This is a genomic window from Achromobacter veterisilvae, assembly GCF_900496975.1.
Classification (GTDB): Bacteria; Pseudomonadota; Gammaproteobacteria; order Burkholderiales; family Burkholderiaceae_B; genus Achromobacter; species Achromobacter veterisilvae.
Map to the genome: position 1 here is coordinate 1 of NZ_UFQC01000040.1, position 15,332 is coordinate 15,332.

15 protein-coding genes are annotated in these 15,332 nt (G+C 69.8%); 6 read left to right on the plus strand and 9 right to left on the minus strand.

Annotated features, from left to right (window positions below; genetic code table 11):
* Positions 1-364, plus strand: a 364-nt coding sequence (locus AVE30378_RS26520) for a DUF2325 domain-containing protein (RefSeq protein WP_244235152.1), incomplete at its 5' end; no start/stop codon positions are given.
* Between the two features lie 105 nt (positions 365-469).
* Complete coding sequence (locus AVE30378_RS26525) at positions 470-3,460, plus strand: PAS domain-containing protein (RefSeq protein WP_129245238.1); 2,991 nt, start codon at positions 470-472, stop codon at positions 3,458-3,460.
* 46 nt (positions 3,461-3,506) lie between these two features.
* Here the strand turns inward: AVE30378_RS26525 and AVE30378_RS26530 are convergent, their stop codons facing one another.
* Positions 3,507-4,916, minus strand: coding sequence for an RNA polymerase factor sigma-54 (locus AVE30378_RS26530; protein ID WP_244235157.1), 1,410 nt, complete (start codon positions 4,914-4,916; stop codon positions 3,507-3,509).
* A 179-nt stretch (positions 4,917-5,095) separates the two neighbouring features.
* Positions 5,096-6,109 carry a sigma-54 interaction domain-containing protein gene (locus tag AVE30378_RS26535; protein ID WP_129245242.1) on the minus strand — a complete coding sequence of 338 codons (1,014 nt, stop codon included), beginning with the start codon at positions 6,107-6,109 and terminating at the stop codon, positions 5,096-5,098.
* 179 nt (positions 6,110-6,288) lie between these two features.
* Here AVE30378_RS26535 and AVE30378_RS26540 point away from each other — a divergent pair, with 179 nt between their 5' ends.
* Positions 6,289-7,671, plus strand: coding sequence for a sigma-54-dependent transcriptional regulator (locus tag AVE30378_RS26540; RefSeq protein WP_129245244.1), 1,383 nt, complete (start codon positions 6,289-6,291; stop codon positions 7,669-7,671).
* A gap of 2 nt (positions 7,672-7,673) precedes the next feature.
* Here the strand turns inward: AVE30378_RS26540 and AVE30378_RS26545 are convergent, their stop codons facing one another.
* The gene (locus AVE30378_RS26545; protein ID WP_129245246.1) at positions 7,674-8,060 is read right to left on the minus strand and encodes a hypothetical protein; all 387 of its coding nucleotides are present in this window, start codon (positions 8,058-8,060) and stop codon (positions 7,674-7,676) included.
* Positions 8,061-8,192: 132 nt separating this feature from the next.
* Between AVE30378_RS26545 and AVE30378_RS26550 the strand changes: the two genes are divergently transcribed.
* On the plus strand, positions 8,193-8,441 hold the full coding sequence (locus AVE30378_RS26550; RefSeq protein WP_129245248.1) for a hypothetical protein: 249 nt from the start codon (positions 8,193-8,195) through the stop codon (positions 8,439-8,441).
* 42 nt (positions 8,442-8,483) lie between these two features.
* Here AVE30378_RS26550 and AVE30378_RS26555 read toward each other — a convergent pair whose 3' ends face one another.
* On the minus strand, positions 8,484-8,849 hold the full coding sequence (locus AVE30378_RS26555; RefSeq protein WP_244235153.1) for a DUF378 domain-containing protein: 366 nt from the start codon (positions 8,847-8,849) through the stop codon (positions 8,484-8,486).
* A gap of 24 nt (positions 8,850-8,873) precedes the next feature.
* Here AVE30378_RS26555 and AVE30378_RS26560 point away from each other — a divergent pair, with 24 nt between their 5' ends.
* Complete coding sequence (locus AVE30378_RS26560; protein ID WP_129245250.1) at positions 8,874-9,464, plus strand: hypothetical protein; 591 nt, start codon at positions 8,874-8,876, stop codon at positions 9,462-9,464.
* A 40-nt stretch (positions 9,465-9,504) separates the two neighbouring features.
* Positions 9,505-10,131: a DUF4142 domain-containing protein gene (locus tag AVE30378_RS26565; protein ID WP_129245252.1), complete on the plus strand. Its 627-nt coding sequence runs from the start codon at positions 9,505-9,507 to the stop codon at positions 10,129-10,131.
* Positions 10,132-10,142: 11 nt separating this feature from the next.
* Here AVE30378_RS26565 and AVE30378_RS26570 read toward each other — a convergent pair whose 3' ends face one another.
* From AVE30378_RS26570 to AVE30378_RS26590, 5 genes are all read right to left on the minus strand, one after another.
* The gene (locus AVE30378_RS26570; protein WP_129245254.1) at positions 10,143-11,030 is read right to left on the minus strand and encodes an SDR family oxidoreductase; all 888 of its coding nucleotides are present in this window, start codon (positions 11,028-11,030) and stop codon (positions 10,143-10,145) included.
* Positions 11,031-11,091: 61 nt separating this feature from the next.
* Positions 11,092-13,572 (minus strand): DNA ligase D, encoded by a 2,481-nt coding sequence (gene ligD / locus AVE30378_RS26575; RefSeq protein ID WP_129245256.1) that lies wholly within the window; start codon positions 13,570-13,572, stop codon positions 11,092-11,094.
* Between the two features lie 9 nt (positions 13,573-13,581).
* Positions 13,582-14,478 carry a non-homologous end joining protein Ku gene (gene ku, locus AVE30378_RS26580; protein ID WP_129245258.1) on the minus strand — a complete coding sequence of 299 codons (897 nt, stop codon included), beginning with the start codon at positions 14,476-14,478 and terminating at the stop codon, positions 13,582-13,584.
* Positions 14,479-14,580: 102 nt separating this feature from the next.
* Entirely contained in the window at positions 14,581-14,922 is a 342-nt protein-coding gene (locus AVE30378_RS26585; protein ID WP_129245260.1) for an ElaB/YgaM/YqjD family protein, read from the minus strand.
* A 75-nt stretch (positions 14,923-14,997) separates the two neighbouring features.
* Positions 14,998-15,327, minus strand: coding sequence for a four-helix bundle copper-binding protein (locus AVE30378_RS26590; protein WP_129245262.1), 330 nt, complete (start codon positions 15,325-15,327; stop codon positions 14,998-15,000).
* Positions 15,328-15,332: the final 5 nt, after the last annotated feature.

A 15,332-nucleotide genomic window follows, 5' to 3' on the forward strand; every position in this document is an offset into this window, starting at 1 on the left:
AGCGCCCGCCGCGGCGCCGGCCGCGCGGCCCGCCGCGCCGGTGGCGATCGCGCTGCGGCGCAAATCGGTGCTGTGCGTGGGAGAGGACGCCATGGCCCTCGCCCTGACGCGCAAAGTGGTCGAAATGGCCGGCGGGCGATACCTGGGCCACAGCGGCGGCGGCGACGCGGACGGCGATGCGCTGGAGGCCAGCCTGGTCGAGGCGGACCTGGTGATCTGCCAGACCGGCTGCGTCAGCCACGGGGCCTACTGGCGCGTGAAGGACCACTGCGCCCGCACCGGCAAACAATGCGTGCTGGTCGACAAGCCGGAGGCGCTGAACGCGTTGCGGCTGGAGCAGGAAGCGTCCGATATCGGCGGCTGACCGGCGCGGCGCCCCGCGGCTGGCGGGAAACGTTGCGTCGCGTTACCTAGCGTTTCGGCAGTGCGCCGGCCCCCGCAATACAGTCGTTCTGGTGAGGGGGCCGAGATGCTGACAAAGCAAGACCGAGTCGCGCTTCCCTGGACGGACACGCTTGCCCGTCTGGAGGACGAGCGCATCATGTTGGAGCGCATCGCCGCCGGCGTGCCGCTGGCGCAGGTGCTCGAACACGTGCTGCACGCCATCGAGGCGCAGTCCAGCGTCGAACTGCGGACTTCGATCGCCCTGGTGGACGAAAGCGGAGCCTATCTGCTGCACGGCGCGGCGCCCAGCCTGCCGGAGGTCTACAACGCGGCGGTGGACCGGGCGCCCATCGGGCCGTCCGTGGCGTCCTGGGGCGCCGCGGCCTATAGCGGGTGCCCGGTATACGTGGAAGACATCGCGTCCAGTCCCGGCTGGACGCGCTGGCGCGACCTGGCGCTGGCGAACGGCCTGCGCTCCTGCTGGTCCACGCCGATCAAGGCGCCCGACGGCCGGCTGCTGGGGGTGTTTTCCAACTACTACGGCACCGTCCGTTCCCCGTCCGCGCATGACATCGACGCGATCGCGCTGGTGACGCGCAGCGCCGCCCTGGCCATCGAGCGCCACCTGACCGAGCTGGCGCTGCGGCAAAGCGGCGAGCGGTGGCGCGCCATGTTCGAGGGCATGCAGGAAGCCTTCTTCCTCAGCGAAGCCTTGCGCGACGCGGACGGCCGCATCGTCGATTTCCGGTTCCTGGAGGTCAACCCGGCCTTCGAGCGGCAAAGCGGCATGAAGGAAGGGGACACGCTGGGGCATACGCTGCGCGAGATGATTCCGGGCGTGCCCGGACAGATCATGGACGCCTTCGCCCGCGTCGTGGACACCGGCGAGCCCACCCAGTTCGAATTCGCCGTCCCGGCGCCCAAGGAGGCCTGGTACGAAGCCCGGGTGCGCAAGGACGGCGCGGAGCGCATCATGGCGCTCTTTCTCGACGTGACCGCGCGCAAGACCGCGGAAACCGAATTGTGGGAAGGCCAGCACCGCAAGAACTTCCTGCTGGCGCTGGGCGACCGCATGCGCGAACTGCACCTGCAAGTGTCGATCGAGCAGGCGGCCTGCGAGGGCCTGGGCCAGCTCCTGGCGCTGGGACTGGTTGCCGTGCTGGACTGGGCCGGCGGAGACGCGCCGCCCGTCCTGTCGACGTGCTGGCGGTCCGGCGCGGACCGCGACAGCCGGGAGCCCCTGGCGCTGGGGCAACTGGGCGACGAGTACTACACCGCGCTGGGCAACGGGCGCACGGCCTATCTGCAACCCTTGCTGGCGGAGGCGGACGGCGATATCCGCCCCTGGGCGATCGTGGTGCCGATGCGCCGCTGGGGCAGGCATGGCGGCGCCCTGCTGGCGCGGCCGCAGGCCGGCAGCCGGCTCAGGCCCGGAGACATCGCTTTCATCGAGGAAGTGGCCGAGCGCCTGTGCGACGCCGTCGAGCGGTCGCAGTACGCGCGCATCCTGGAGCAGCGCGTCGAGGACGCTATCGCCGAACGCGACCGCATCTGGCGCCTGTCCCCGGAACTGCTGGCCGTCGTGGACCGGCAGGGGCGCTTCTTGAGCGTCAATCCGGCGGTGCGGACCATCCTCGGATGGAGCCCCGAACAGTTCCTGTCCATGGGCCTGTCGGAATTGATCCACCCGGACGACCAGGCGACGACGCTGGCGGCCTGGGGCCGGACGGCCGGCGGCGAACCGCAGCAGGCGGTGCGCCACCTTGAGAACCGCGTGCTCATGCGCGGCGGCGGCTATTGCTGGATCACCTGGAGCATGTCCTCGTCCCAGGACAACCTGTACATGACGGGCCGGGACGACACCGACCTGAAGGTACAGGCCCAAGCCTTGCGCGAAACCGAGAACGCCTTGCGCCAGTCCCAGAAGATGGAGGCGGTGGGCCGCCTGACCGGCGGCATCGCGCACGACTTCAACAACATGCTTCAGGGCATCACCGGCGCCCTGTACCTGATCGAACGCAAACTGGGCGCGGGCTCGCCCGAGCAGGCGCTGCGCTTCGTGGCGGTGGCGATGGATTCGGCGAACCGGGCGGCGCACCTGACCCAGCGCCTGCTGACCTTCTCGCGCCGCCAGCCCATCGACCCGAAGCCGTTCAGCGTGGCTTCGGCACTGCAATCCATGGCCGACCTGTTCCGCCGCTATACCGGCGAGCGCGTGCGCCTGGCCTTCGACCTGGAGCCCGGCCTGTGGACCGTGCGCTGCGACAAGAACCAGTTCGAAAACGCCATGCTGAACCTGGTGATCAACGCGCGCGACGCCATGCCGCAAGGCGGGGTGCTGACCGTCGCCGCGCGGAACGCCCTGGCGGACGAACCGCCGCTGCGGCAGGCGTCGGACCTGCCTCCGGGGCCGTTCGTCGAAGTGTCGGTGTCGGACGTGGGCTGCGGCATGACGCCCGACGTGCTGGCCCATGCCTTCGATCCGTTCTACACCACCAAGCCGCTGGGCGAGGGAACGGGCCTGGGGCTGTCCATGATCTACGGATTCGCCAAGCAGGCCGGCGGCGTGGCGACGCTGGAGAGTTCGCTCGGCGTGGGCACCACGGTGAGGTTGTTCCTGCCGCGCCACGAAGGCGCCCCGGAGCGCGCGCCGAGGCGGGATCCGCCCGTGGAGCCGGTGCCCGACCTGATGCGCCAGGCGCTGGTGGTCGTGGTCGAAGACGACGCGAACGTGCGCGACATGGTCCACGAATGCCTGGCGGAGCGGGGCGTGCAGGTGCTGACCGCGGCCGATGGCGAAGCGGGGCTGGAACTGGTGCTGTCCACGCGGGACATCGACCTGCTGCTGACGGACGTGGGCCTGCCCGGGCTGAACGGCCGGCAACTGGCCGACGCGGCGCGGGCGGCCTATCCGGGATTGAAAGTGCTGATGATGACGGGCTATGCCGGGAATGCCGCGCGCGACCGGAACTTCCTGGAACAGGGCATGGAACTGATCGTCAAGCCGTTTTCGCTCGACGCCCTGGGCGAGCGCGTCCAGCGGATGCTGGAAGCGGAACCCGGCGAACCGGACTGATGGGCCCCAGGGCCAGGCGCCGCCTGGACGCCGCGCGGCGCGGCCGCTAGTGCTGCCGCCGCAGTTCGGCGGGCGGCACCCGCAATTGGCCGCGGTACTTGGATACCGTGCGGCGCGCCAGCAGGATGCCGCTGGCCGCGAGCTGCTGCGTCAGCGCCACGTCGGACAGCGGCATCGCGGGATCCTCGGCGTCGACCATTTCCCTGATCAGCGCGCGCACCGCCGTGGCGGAGCATGAGCCGCCCGATTCGGTGGCCAGTTCGCGCGAAAAGAAATGCCGGAATTCGAAGACGCCGCGCGGCGTCACCATGTACTTGCCCACGGTTGCGCGGGACACGGTGGACTCGTGCATGTCGAGGTCGTCGGCCACCTCGCGCAGCATCAAAGGCCGCAAGGCCACGTCGCCGTATTCGAAAAAGGTCTGCTGGCGCTTGACGATGGCCTCGGCCACGCGCTGGATGGTGGTGTAGCGCTGCTCGACGTTGCGGACCAGCCAGCGGGCTTCCTGCAGTTCCTGCGCCATGGGGCTGCGGTCGTCCAGCCGCGCGCGCCGGAACAGGTCCGCGTAGGTCTGGTGCAGCCGGGCCTGGGGCATAGCGTGGCGGTTGGGCAGCACGCGCCAGCGCGCCTGCCACTTGTCCACGAACACGTCGGGAATCACATACGCGGGCGCGTCGGCGCTGTAGCGGCCGCCCGGCTTGGGGTCGAGGCTGCGGATCAGCGCGCAGGCGTCGCGCAGCGCGTCTTCGGTGCAGTCCAGCAGGCGCCGCAGCCCGGCGCTATCGTTTTTCGCCAGCCGCGGCAGATGGTCCCGCGCGATGCGTGACGCCAGCGCCCGGATCTCGGGCCGGGCGCCGCCCGAGGCCGCCAGTTGCAGCGACAGGCATTCGGCCAGGTCGCGAGCTGCCAGGCCCGGCGCGTCCAGTTGCTGCACGAGGCGCAGGGCGGCCATCCACTCGGCTTCTTCGGGGGCCGGATCGAACTCGGGGCGGGCCGCGTCGCACAGGCCGGACAGCGGCGTGCGCAGGTAGCCGTCGTCGTCCAGGGCGTCGATGATGAATTCGGCCAGCAGGCGGTCGCGCGGCTTCAGATGGTAATTGCCCAATTCCAGCGAAAGCCGCTGGCGCATCGACAGCGCGGCGCAGACCCACTGGGCCTGGTCCGCGGTTCCATCGCCATGGGCCCGCGTGGGGTAATCGCCCGAGTAGGCGGGCGCGTCGGGCGGGGGAAGATCGGCGTCGGCCGCGGGCGCCGGCGCCTCGGGCGGGATGTCGTCAGGGCCGGAGCGGGTCTCCGCGATGGAAGGCGGAGCGGCGGCCGGCGAATCGGCGTCCTGTTCGTCGGCATCCTCGAGAAAGGGGTTGGTGGCCAGCGCCTGTTCCACCGCGGTCGTGAATTCCAGGGCGGACATTTGCAGCAACTTGACGGACTGCTGCAGGCGGGGCGCCAGCGTCATCTGCTGGCGCAGGCGCAATTCTTGCGTAGGGTAGCCCAATCGAGTCTCCGGACGAGGCCGCCGGCTGGCGGCTCACTTTGGATATACATGCAAAGATCGTGCCAGGCCGTCCGGCGGGCGCGGGCGCGGCCGGCGCCCGCCGCGCCGCGCCGGTATTACAAGCGCAAGGTAAGAATTGCTCAGGCGCCCGCGGCGTCCGAGGTTTCCCTGCCGTAGGCGTCCAGCCGGTTGTACAGGGTCTTCAGGCTGACGCCCAGGGTTTCGGCGGCCAGGCGCTTGTCGCCGGCGTGGTGGGCCAGCGTGGCCAGGATGAACTCGCGCTGCGCCCGTCCCAGCGGCATGCCGACGGGGAAATTCAAGGAGCCCTCGCGCATTTCCCCCTCCTGTCCGCGCGCGCGGGCCAGCACGTCGGTGTCGAGCGCGGCGTCCGCCAGGATGTACGCGCGCTGCACCGCGTTGCGCAGTTCGCGGACGTTGCCGGGCCAGTCATGCAGGGCGATGGCCTCCAGCATGCGCGGCGCGAACGTCTTGCGCGTGCCGTTTTCGCGGTTCAGGGTATCCAGGAACCGGTGCGCCAGGATCAGCGCGTCGCCCTCGCGTTCGCGCAGCGGCGGCACGCGCAGCGGAATGACGAGCAGCCGGTGGAGGAAGTCCTGCCGCAAGCGGCCGTCGGCGACCGACACGGACGGATCGCGGTTGCTGGCGCAGATGACGCGGACATTGGCGCGCAGCAGGTCGGACCCGCCCACGCGCTGGTACGTGCCGGTTTCCAGCACGCGCAGGAAATGGACCTGCATGTCCGGCGGCATTTCGGTGACCTCGTCCAGGAACAGGGTGCCGCCGCTGGCGTATTCGAAATAGCCTGCGTTTTGCGCCACCGCGCCGGTGAAGCTGCCTTTTTCGTGGCCGAACAGTTCGGCGTGGGCCAGCGTGCCGCTGATCGCGCCGCAGTTCACGGCCACGAAGGGCTGGTCGCGGCGATCGCTCGTCTCGTGGATGGCGCGCGCGACGATTTCCTTGCCGGTTCCGCTTTCGCCCACGATGAAGACGCTGGCGTCGGCCGCCGCCGCCAGCCGCAACTGGGCGCCCAGCTTTTGCATTGCGGGGGACAGGCCGGCGGCGTCCATGAGGACGGCGGCGGACGCGGGCGCGGGCGCGGCCTCGCGCGCGGTACTGGTGCTGCGGTTTGCCATGCTGATTCCTTGGCCCGGCCGCGGGCCGTAGCATTAGGTGCATCGTAGAGGGCGAGGGCGGCGCCATATGCGACCAGTTGCAAGCATTCGAAAACATTGTTGGAAAGTATCGAATGTTCACCTTTCCCGCGCGCAGAGTGGCTATCCTCGAAGATGGCTTGAGCAACACGGAGAAGGGAATGCCTCATCTGCTGATCGTCGACGATGATGCCGCGATACGCGAGACGCTGGCCGAGATCGGCCGCGACAGTGGTTTTTCCGTGGCCTTGGCGGCGAGCGTCAAGGATGCGCTGATCCAGCTCGAACGGCAGGCGCCCGATCTGGTCCTGACCGACGTCCGCCTGCCCGAGGGCAGCGGCATGGACATCTTCAAGAACGCGGCCGCCGCCAGCGCGGAAGTGGTGGTGATGACCGGGCACGGGACGGTGGACAATGCCGTGCAGGCACTGAGGCTGGGCGCCACGGACTATCTCGTCAAGCCCATCTGCATGGACCGCCTGAACGATATCCTCGCGCGCATCGTGGCCGGCGCGGGCGGCGACCTGCCCGGCATGCCGTTCGAGGAACCGGGGCGTTTCGGCAAAATGTACGGCGCGTCCGGGCGCATGCTCGAACTCTACCGCCAGCTCGGGCGCGTGGCGCCCACCAATGTCACCACCCTGGTGATCGGCGAAAGCGGCACCGGCAAGGAACTGGCGGCGCATGCCATCCACGAACTCAGCGCACGGCGGCAGCGGCCGTTCATCGCGGTGAACTGCGGCGCCATTTCGCCCAACCTGATCGAAAGCGAGATGTTCGGCCACGAGCGCGGCAGCTTCACCGGGGCCGATCGCCAGCACAAAGGCTATTTCGAGCGCGCCGATGGCGGCACCCTGTTCCTGGACGAAGTCACCGAGATGCCGCTGGACCTGCAGGTGAAGCTGCTGCGGGTGCTCGAGACCGGCCAGTTCATGCGGGTGGGCACCAACCGGGAGATCGCCTGCGATATCCGCATCGTGGCCGCGACCAACCGCAACCCCGAGCAGGCGGTCCAGGAGGGCAAGCTGCGCGAGGACCTCTATTACCGCCTGAGCGTTTTTCCCGTCGAACTGCCGCCGCTGCGCGAGCGCGGCGACGACATCCTGCTGCTGGCGCGGCGCTTCCTCGAAGCGCAGAATCGCGAGGCCGGCAAGGACAAGGACTTTTCGCCCAGCGCGCTGGCGGTGCTCAAGCAATATGCGTGGCCGGGCAATGTGCGGGAATTGAAGAACTTCGTGCGGCGCGCCTTCATCATGGCCGACGGCGACGTGCTGGGCGCGGACATGCTGGTGCCGCAGGTGTCTCCGGCCGGCGCGGCGCGCAGCGGGCAGGTGAGCGTGCCGGTGGGCGAAACACTGGCGGAGGCCGACCGGCGGCTGATCCTGGCCACGCTCGAACGCTGCAACGGCGTGAAGAAGCAGACGGCCGCGATGCTGGGCATCAGTCCCAAGACCTTGTACAACCGCCTGGAGGAATACGCCGCGGCAGGCTATGCGCTGCCGGGCGAACCCGCGGCCCGGACGGAACGCCCGTCCAGGCCCTAGGCTTACTTGCCGTGCCGCGTCTTCAGGTCCGCGAGGCAGGCGTCCTTGGCATTGCCCGACATGGCGTCGCACTTTTCCTTGCCGACCTTGTAGTCCGCCTCGTTGCGCGTCTTGGCGGCGTCATGGGTGGCCTCGGCCTTTTCCTTGCCCGCCTTGGCGTCGGCGCGGGCCTTGTCGCGAGTGGCCTCGGCCTGTTCCTGGCAGACGTCCTTCTGGTTGCCCTTCATCGCATCGCAGCGTTTCTTGTCGAGCTTGTATTGATCGTCGATCTGTTCGTTGCTGCGCACGGCGGTGGCGCCGGTGCCTGGCGCGGTCTGCGCGGGGGCCTGGAAGGCCAGGGCGGAAAGGCCGAGGGCCACGGCGGGGAGAACGGCTCTGGACAGATTCATGGTTGACTCCTTTGGGGTGAGGGTCCGGCTTGCGGCGGACCTGGAGCCAGCCAAGCAAGCCGCATTCCCGGCGCGGGCGGGCACGCGGCTTGCGTCGGGCGCAGGCGCCATCCGCTCAATGGAGAAACAACCATGAACACCGACAGGAAACGCGACACCGGACAGCCGCGGGCGCAGCGGGATCCGGCCAAGCCCCAGGCCAATACCCCGCGGGACGAGAGCGAGGCCGCGCGCCGCAGCGGACAATTCGGGGCGGACAAGCCGGGTTTCGGCAAACCGCCGCCGCACCCCGAGCGCGGCTCGGACAAGAAACCCAACGACAAGGGGCCGGAATACGAAGAGGGCGGGCAGTATCCGGGCAAGCGCCCGGAAGGGAAGTAGGCGGGCCCCGGGGCTCGCGCAAGGCGCTTTTGCGCGTGGCCCCTAGTCCGCCCCGTCGCCGAGGCGGAAGAGCAGCACCACGCAACGCAGCGCGGCCAGGCCGATCAATCCGTAGACGGCGCGGATGGCGATGGCGGACGGCAGTATGGTCGCGAAGACGTCCAGGTCCACGGCGGCGATCAGGCCGCAGTTCAGGCCGCCGGCCACGATGGCGATCAGCGCGGCCCAGTCCAGGGCCGACAGGGCGCGCGCGTTCGCGGGCGCGGCAAGCGCCGATTCGCCCTGCGGTACGGAAAAGTCGTCGTTGTCGCCGGGCATGTCCATGTCGGTGTCCTCGCAATCGCCGTCATCCGCTCCAGCAATCCGCGTGCCCGCGACGGGCACGGCAGTTGCTGCGGTTTCCACCATGCCATTCATGCCCGGGAGACCCCTATGTCCTTGATCGTCGCAGCCCGATTCGACACCTTCGACGAAGCCGCCGTGGCAGCTCGCAAACTCTGCACGGAAGGGTTTACCGAAGACGATATCCATACCTTCTACATCAATACGGCGGGCGAACACGCGCGCTTTCCCATCGGCGGCGACCGCGTGGCCGATCCCGATTCCAAGGGCGGGCACTTCGGCGCCGTGGCGGGCGCCTCGGCGCTGGGCCTGTTGTTCGCGCTGCTGGGCGGGCTGATCGCGGCGCGCCTGGCGGCCTCGATACTGATCGTGATCGCCGCCGCCGGCGTGGGCGCCTACCTGGGCGCGCTCGCGGGCGCCCTGTGGGTGGTCGGCAGAGGCCGCCGCGGGCGGCCCGGCGTGCCGCCGGCTCCGGATGTGCATCCCGATCTGCGCCAGGCCGGCGTCATGCTGGCCCTGCACGTGTCTCCGGACCGCGACGCGGCGGCGAGGAAAGTGCTGAGCGAAGCCGGCGGCCAGGACATCGAACGGGCGCAGGGCCGCTGGCTGAACGGAAAGTGGGAAGACTTCGATCCCTTGATGCCGCCGCGGCGGGTGGATGCGCCGTCGATGGCCGGTTGAGAGGCCCGGGGCGCCAAGGAGACCAGCGAAGGAGACCAGCATGAGGAAAACCACATGGATGCGCGGGGCGGCGGCCTTGGTGCTTGCGCTGTCCGGCGCGTTGGGCGCGGCGCGCGCGCAGGGCCTGGCCGAAGCGGATGCGCGTTTCCTGCAGGCGGCGGCCGGTTCCGGGACGTTCGAGGTGGAAGCCGCGGAACTGGCGCAGCAGCGGGCGGAGAGCAGCAAGGTGAAGGCCTACGCGGCCAAGGTGCGCGAGCAGCACCGCGCCATGAATGGGGACCTGAAGGCGCTGGCCCTGCGCAAGCAGGTCACGCTGCCCGACCAGCCGGGCGCGCCCGACCGGCGCACGCTGGAAGAACTGCGCAACCGGACCGGCGCGGACTTCGACCTCGTCTACGTCGAAAAGGCCGCGGTGGATGCGCACGTGATGGCCAATCGCCTGTACGAGACGGCGGCCCGGCAGTCGGAGGATCCGGAGGTTCGCGATTTCGCCGTCCGGTCGTTGCCGGGGGTGGCCGAGCACCTTGCCATGGGCCGCGCGCTCCAGCGCGACGCGCCCGCGCCCGCGGGCGCGGACCGGATCCAGCCGCCGGTGAAGGGCGAAGCGCCGGCGGTGTCGCCCGCTTCGCGCGAGGCGCCCGCCTCGATCGCCCCGGCGGCCAAGTAGGCCGGCGCGTCTCAGTCGCCCGCGCTTCCCGTGATGGGCAGCACGATGCCGGTGATGTAGCTGGCGCAGGCCGGCGAGGCCAGGAACACGTAGGCGGGCGAGATCTCCTCCGGCTGCGCGGGCCTGCCCAGGTCGGTGTGCCTGCCGAATTCCTTGATGGCCTCCGGGCTCTGGTCGGCGGGATTCAGCGGCGTCCAGACCGGACCGGGCGCCACCGCGTTCACGCGCACGCCCTGGCCGGCGAGGTTGGCCGCCAGCGACCGCGTGAAGGCGTGGATGGCGCCCTTGGTGGAGGAATAATCCAGCAGCCTGGCGCTGCCGCGCAGGCCCGTGACGGATCCGGTGTTGATGATGGAGGAACCGGCCTTCAAATGCGGCAGGGCCGAGCGCGCCATGTAGAAATAGGCGGTGATGTTGGTGCGCAGGGTCTTGTCCCATTTGTCGTCGCTGATTTCGGGCAGCGTATCGGTGTGCTGCTGGTAGGCGGCGTTGTTCACCAGGATGTCGAGTTTGCCGAAGGCCTGCATGGCCTGTTCCACCGCGCTCGCGCAAAAGGCCGGATCCTGTACGTCGCCCGCGATCAGCACGCAGCGGCGGCCCTCCCGCGTCACGGCGCGGCGGGTGTCTTCGGCGTCTTCGTGTTCGTTCAGATAGACCACGGCCACGTCCGCGCCTTCGCGCGCGAAGAGCACGCTGACGGCGCGGCCGATGCCGGAGTCGCCGCCCGTGACGATGGCCGCCATGCCTTCGAGCTTGCCGCTGCCGCGGTAGGCCGGCGCCTGGTATTGGGGCTTGAGGGCCATGTCGGCTTCCTCGCCCGGCTTTTCCAGATGCTGGGCGGGCATGGGCGGAACGGGATGCGGGCGGGCGCCCGTGGCGTCGTGGGTGGGTTTGCTCATGCGGATCTCCTGGTCGGCAGGCGCGGCGGGCGCCTTGCGGCAATCCGAGCAAACGGCGTGCCTAGAGGCCCAGTTTCTTCAGCATGCGCGGGCCCACCGTCTTGCGCGCCGCCTCGTAGCCGCGCCACGGGTCGCCCAGCTCCCGCGCGGCCGCCACCGCGTTGCGGATGTTGTAGGCGGCGCCGCGCAGATCGCGGCCCGGTTCGAGGACGTCCCACCCGACCGGCATGGAAACCGGAGCGCCCGCCCGCGCGCGAGCCGAGTACGCGGCGATGGCCGTGGCGCCATTGCCGTTGCGCAGGTAGTCCACGAAGATGCGTCCCTGCCGGCGGACCTTGGACATATTCGAGGTGAAGCGCTCCGGGATGACGCGCGCCAGTTCGTTCGCCAGCGCGTGCGCCAGGCCCTTGACGGTGTCCCAGGACTGGGTCGGGCGGATCGGCGCGACCAGGTGCAGGCCCTTGCCGCCCGTGGTTTTGAGAAAGGGCGCGAGGCCGATTTCCTCCATCAGTCCGCGGGCCAGTTGCGCGCCTTCGGCGACCGCCTTCCAGGGCACGTCCGGGCCGGGATCCAGGTCGATCGTGATGCGGTCGGGCTCGTCGGGACGGGGTTCTTTCGCTCCCCAGGTATGGAATTCGATGACGCCGCGCTGCGCCATGGCCAATACCCCCTCGATCGACCGGATCAGCAGGTGCTCGCCGTCGCGTTCCAGGCCGTCGGGCAGTTCGCCGCCGATGTGCTTCTGGAAAAAGCAGGTGGCGTCGGTGCCGTCCGGGCAGCGCAGCAGCGCAATGCGCCGGCCTTGCAGGTGGGGCAGGATCAAGGGGCCGGCGGCCTCGTAGTAGCGCGCGAGGTCGAGCTTGCTGGTGTCCGGGTCATGCATGATCACGCGTCGCGGATGCGTGATCAGCGTGTTGCCGACCCTGTCGCCCCGAGCGCCGGAGGGCGCGGGAGGATCGGCCGTGTTTTCGCCGCTGACTTCGTCCGCCGGCTTGTCTTCGCGCAGGCCGACGAACGACGCCTGGCGCAGCAGCCCGTCCTGCGTGAGGCTGGCGTAGCGGATTTCCGCCACCAGTTCGGGCTGGACCCAATGGACCGCGCCGGGGCCGCGCCCGTAGCGGCCGGGGCCCGGCAATTCGCCGCCGAAGGGGCTGGCCGCGGTTTCGAGCGCGCGCAGCTTCTTGTGCAGCGACGCGAGGGTGGCGGCGGTAAAGCCCGTGCCGACCCGGCCCGCGTACGCCAGCTTTCCGTCTTTGCGCAGGCCCACCAGCAGCGCCCCGAAATGCGCGCGCGACCCGCTGGGCGAGGTATACCCGCCGATGACGTATTCCTGCCGCGGCCGGCATTTGAGTTTCAGCCAGGCCGTGCCGCGGCCCGCCACGTAAGGCGCGTCCAGGCGCTTGCAGATCAGCCCCTCCAGGCTCAGGCGGCAGGCTTCGGCCCAGGCCGCGCGGCCTTCCGTGCCGTCGGCCACTTCCAGGCGCTGCGTCATCAGCAAGGGGCCGCCCTCGGGCAGGGCGGCCAGCACCGCTTCCAGGCGCGATTGCCGCTCGGACAGCGGCAGGCGCCGCAGGTCGGCGCCGTCCCAGTACGGCAAGTCGAACGCCATGAAGGACAGGTCCCCGGTGCGACCGTCCAGCGCGTTTTGCAGCAACTGGAAATCGGAAAGGCCGCGTTCGTCCAGGCAGACCACCTCGCCGTCCATCCAGCCGTCGGGCAGGTCCAGCGCGCTCAAGGCGTCCGCCAGGGGCGCCATGCGTTCCGTCCAGTCCTTGCCGCTGCGGCTGACCAGGCGCGCGCGCCCGTGCTGGAAGCGGCACAGGATGCGATAGCCGTCGTACTTGACTTCATAGGACCAGCCGGGGCCCTGGGGCGGCGCGTCCACCAGCGTGGCCAGTTGCGGCGCCAGGGCCGCCGGCAGGGACGCGCGGCGGCCCGCCGGGGCGGGCCTGGCGGACGCGGCGGCCTTGGTGGTCGTCTTGGCGGCCTTCGCGGAGGCCGCCTTCGCGGAAGCCGGCTTGCGGCGGCCTGGCGAGGCTTCGGCGTCATCGCCTTCCACCGCGGCCTCGTCGTCCAGCTTGCGCAGCAGCCATTGCTTGTCGTCCTTGCCCAGCCGCAGCAGCGCCCAGGCGCCCTGGAGCGTGCCGCCGCGCAGGGTGAAGCGCAAATGGCCGCTGGCCAGCCCCCGCCGCGGATCGCCGTCCGGCGTCCAGGTTCCGCTGTCCCAGATGTCCACGTGCCCCGCGCCGTAGTGGCCCTTGGGAATGTCGCCTTCGAACTTGCCGTATTCGACCGGATGATCCTCCACTTTGATCGCCAGGCGCTTCACGTCGGGATCGCGGCTGGGGCCCTTGGGCACCGCCCAGCTCACCAGCACCCCGTCGAGCTCCAGCCTGAAGTCATAGTGCAGGGCGCGGGCCTGATGGCGCTGGACCACGAAGGACAGCGGGCTCCCGGCGCGCGCCTGGAGGGCCTTGCCCGCGGGTTCGCGGGTGCCGGTAAAGTCGCGTTTCCTGCGGTACTGGGCTAGCGGTTCGCTCATGGGCTTTCCTCATGCGGCCTTGCGCCTGGCCGCCGCGCCGGACTTGCGAGCGGGAGCCTTTTTGGCTGCCGTCCGCTTCTTGGCGGCGGCCTTCGGGGCGGGCGGTTTCCGGGCGGATCCGCGCTGTTCGATACTCTGCTTGAGCAGGGACATCAGGTCGATCACCTTGGCGGATTCACGGGGCGGTTTTTCGCCGGGCTCGGTCAGCGCGTGGGTCTTGCCGGCCTTGATCTTCCTGCCGATGGCCTCCAGCAGGTCTTCGCGGTAGTCGTCCCGGTACGCTTCCGGGTCCCAGGGGCCGGTCATGTCGTCCACCAGCCGCATGGCCATGTCGCGTTCGCGCGCGGGCGGGGCGGCGGCCTTGCCGCCGGGCAGGTCCAGTTCGTCCGCGGACAGGATTTCGTCGGCGTAGCGCAGCGTGATCAGCATCAGGGCGTCTCCCTGCGGCAGCAGCGCGCACAGGTACTGGCGGGTGTGCAGGACCACGCGCGCCAGGCCCAGCCTGCCGGCCTGCCGCAGCACTTCGCGCAGCAAGGCATAGCCTTTTTCGCCGCGGCGGTCGGGCGCCAGGTAGTAGGGCGTGTCGTAGTAATAGATGGGGACTTCCGCGGCGTCCACGAAGCCCTGGATCTCCACGGTCTGGGTGGCGGCGACGTTGGCGCGCTTGAAGTCCTCGTCGTTCATGTAGACGTACTCGCCTTTTTCGTACTCGTATCCCTTGACGATGTCTTCCGAGGCAATGACCTTGCCGGTGCGCTTGTTGATGCGCTGATACCCGACGGGCGCGTCGTCGCGGCGGTCTATCCAGTCGAAATCCAGCCGGTGCGGCCGGGTCGCGGGATGGACCACGATAGGCACGTGCACCAGGCCGAACGAGATCGCGCCTTTCCAGATGGTACGCGCCATGGCCGGCTCCAGTCGATAGGGAAGCCCAGCCCCAGCAAGGCGCATGCCCGGCGCGCCGCGGGACCGCGGCGGACGCGGGAATGCCGGGACGGGCCCGCGGCCTTACTGGCGGCCCACCACGACCCCGAACAGGAAGGCCGCGCCGGCGACGAGCCCGATTGCCTGCCACGGCCGCGCGTGGATGTATTCCTCGGTGCAGTCCAGGGTTTCGCGCATCAGGTCGCTGGCGTTGTCCGAGGCGTCGCGCAGGCTGCGCCGCGTGGCCCGCAGTTGGTCCGACAGCCGCGACCTGAGCGCTTCCAGGTCCGTGGCTTCCTTGTCGTTGAGCGTGGCTTCCAGTTCGTCGATCCAGGATTCCGGGTGCCGCGCGCGGCGCCGCGCGCCGCCGTTGTCCGGGCCGTTCTCGGGGAAGTCGGAAGGCAGGGGGGTGTTCGTAGTGGCCATCGAAAGCTCCTGACGGTCGGGCTGGAAACAGGCCCGCGCGGACCGGCCCGGACGGCCGCGCGGTGGGATCGGGCATCAGCGCTCGAGCATGTCGCGGCATGCCAGTGTGCAGCCCAGGCAGGCGCCCGCGCAAATCTGGCAGTGCTGCGCCCCATGCGGCGAGCATTCGCGCGCGCAGGCATCGCAGACGAGCGCGCATAAAGTGCACAGCGCGGTGGAGAATTCGCCGTTGCGCGCCAGCATCGCGGCGCACAGCCGGCAGACCGCCGCGCAATCGGTGCAAAGGCCGATGCAACGCTTCATGCGCGCGGGCTCGTCTTCCAGGCATATGGCGGCGCACACATCGCAGGCGATGGCGCATTCGTAGCAGGCTTGCACACATTGCTCGAAATTTGGGTCTCGCATTGCAT

Bases quoted from the DNA above. Each gene is read 5' to 3' on its own strand.
- AVE30378_RS26525 (WP_129245238.1), top strand. From the start codon at position 470: ATGCTGACAAAGCAAGACCGAGTCGCGCTTCCCTGGACGGACACGCTT.
- AVE30378_RS26530 (WP_244235157.1), bottom strand. From the start codon at position 4,916: ATGACGCTGGCGCCCCGCCTGCAGCAGTCCGTCAAGTTGCTGCAAATG.
- AVE30378_RS26535 (WP_129245242.1), bottom strand. From the start codon at position 6,109: ATGGCAAACCGCAGCACCAGTACCGCGCGCGAGGCCGCGCCCGCGCCC.
- AVE30378_RS26540 (WP_129245244.1), top strand. From the start codon at position 6,289: ATGCCTCATCTGCTGATCGTCGACGATGATGCCGCGATACGCGAGACG.
- AVE30378_RS26545 (WP_129245246.1), bottom strand. From the start codon at position 8,060: ATGAATCTGTCCAGAGCCGTTCTCCCCGCCGTGGCCCTCGGCCTTTCC.
- AVE30378_RS26550 (WP_129245248.1), top strand. From the start codon at position 8,193: ATGAACACCGACAGGAAACGCGACACCGGACAGCCGCGGGCGCAGCGG.
- AVE30378_RS26555 (WP_244235153.1), bottom strand. From the start codon at position 8,849: ATGGTGGAAACCGCAGCAACTGCCGTGCCCGTCGCGGGCACGCGGATT.
- AVE30378_RS26560 (WP_129245250.1), top strand. From the start codon at position 8,874: ATGTCCTTGATCGTCGCAGCCCGATTCGACACCTTCGACGAAGCCGCC.
- AVE30378_RS26565 (WP_129245252.1), top strand. From the start codon at position 9,505: ATGAGGAAAACCACATGGATGCGCGGGGCGGCGGCCTTGGTGCTTGCG.
- AVE30378_RS26570 (WP_129245254.1), bottom strand. From the start codon at position 11,030: ATGAGCAAACCCACCCACGACGCCACGGGCGCCCGCCCGCATCCCGTT.
- ligD (WP_129245256.1), bottom strand. From the start codon at position 13,572: ATGAGCGAACCGCTAGCCCAGTACCGCAGGAAACGCGACTTTACCGGC.
- ku (WP_129245258.1), bottom strand. From the start codon at position 14,478: ATGGCGCGTACCATCTGGAAAGGCGCGATCTCGTTCGGCCTGGTGCAC.
- AVE30378_RS26585 (WP_129245260.1), bottom strand. From the start codon at position 14,922: ATGGCCACTACGAACACCCCCCTGCCTTCCGACTTCCCCGAGAACGGC.
- AVE30378_RS26590 (WP_129245262.1), bottom strand. From the start codon at position 15,327: ATGCGAGACCCAAATTTCGAGCAATGTGTGCAAGCCTGCTACGAATGC.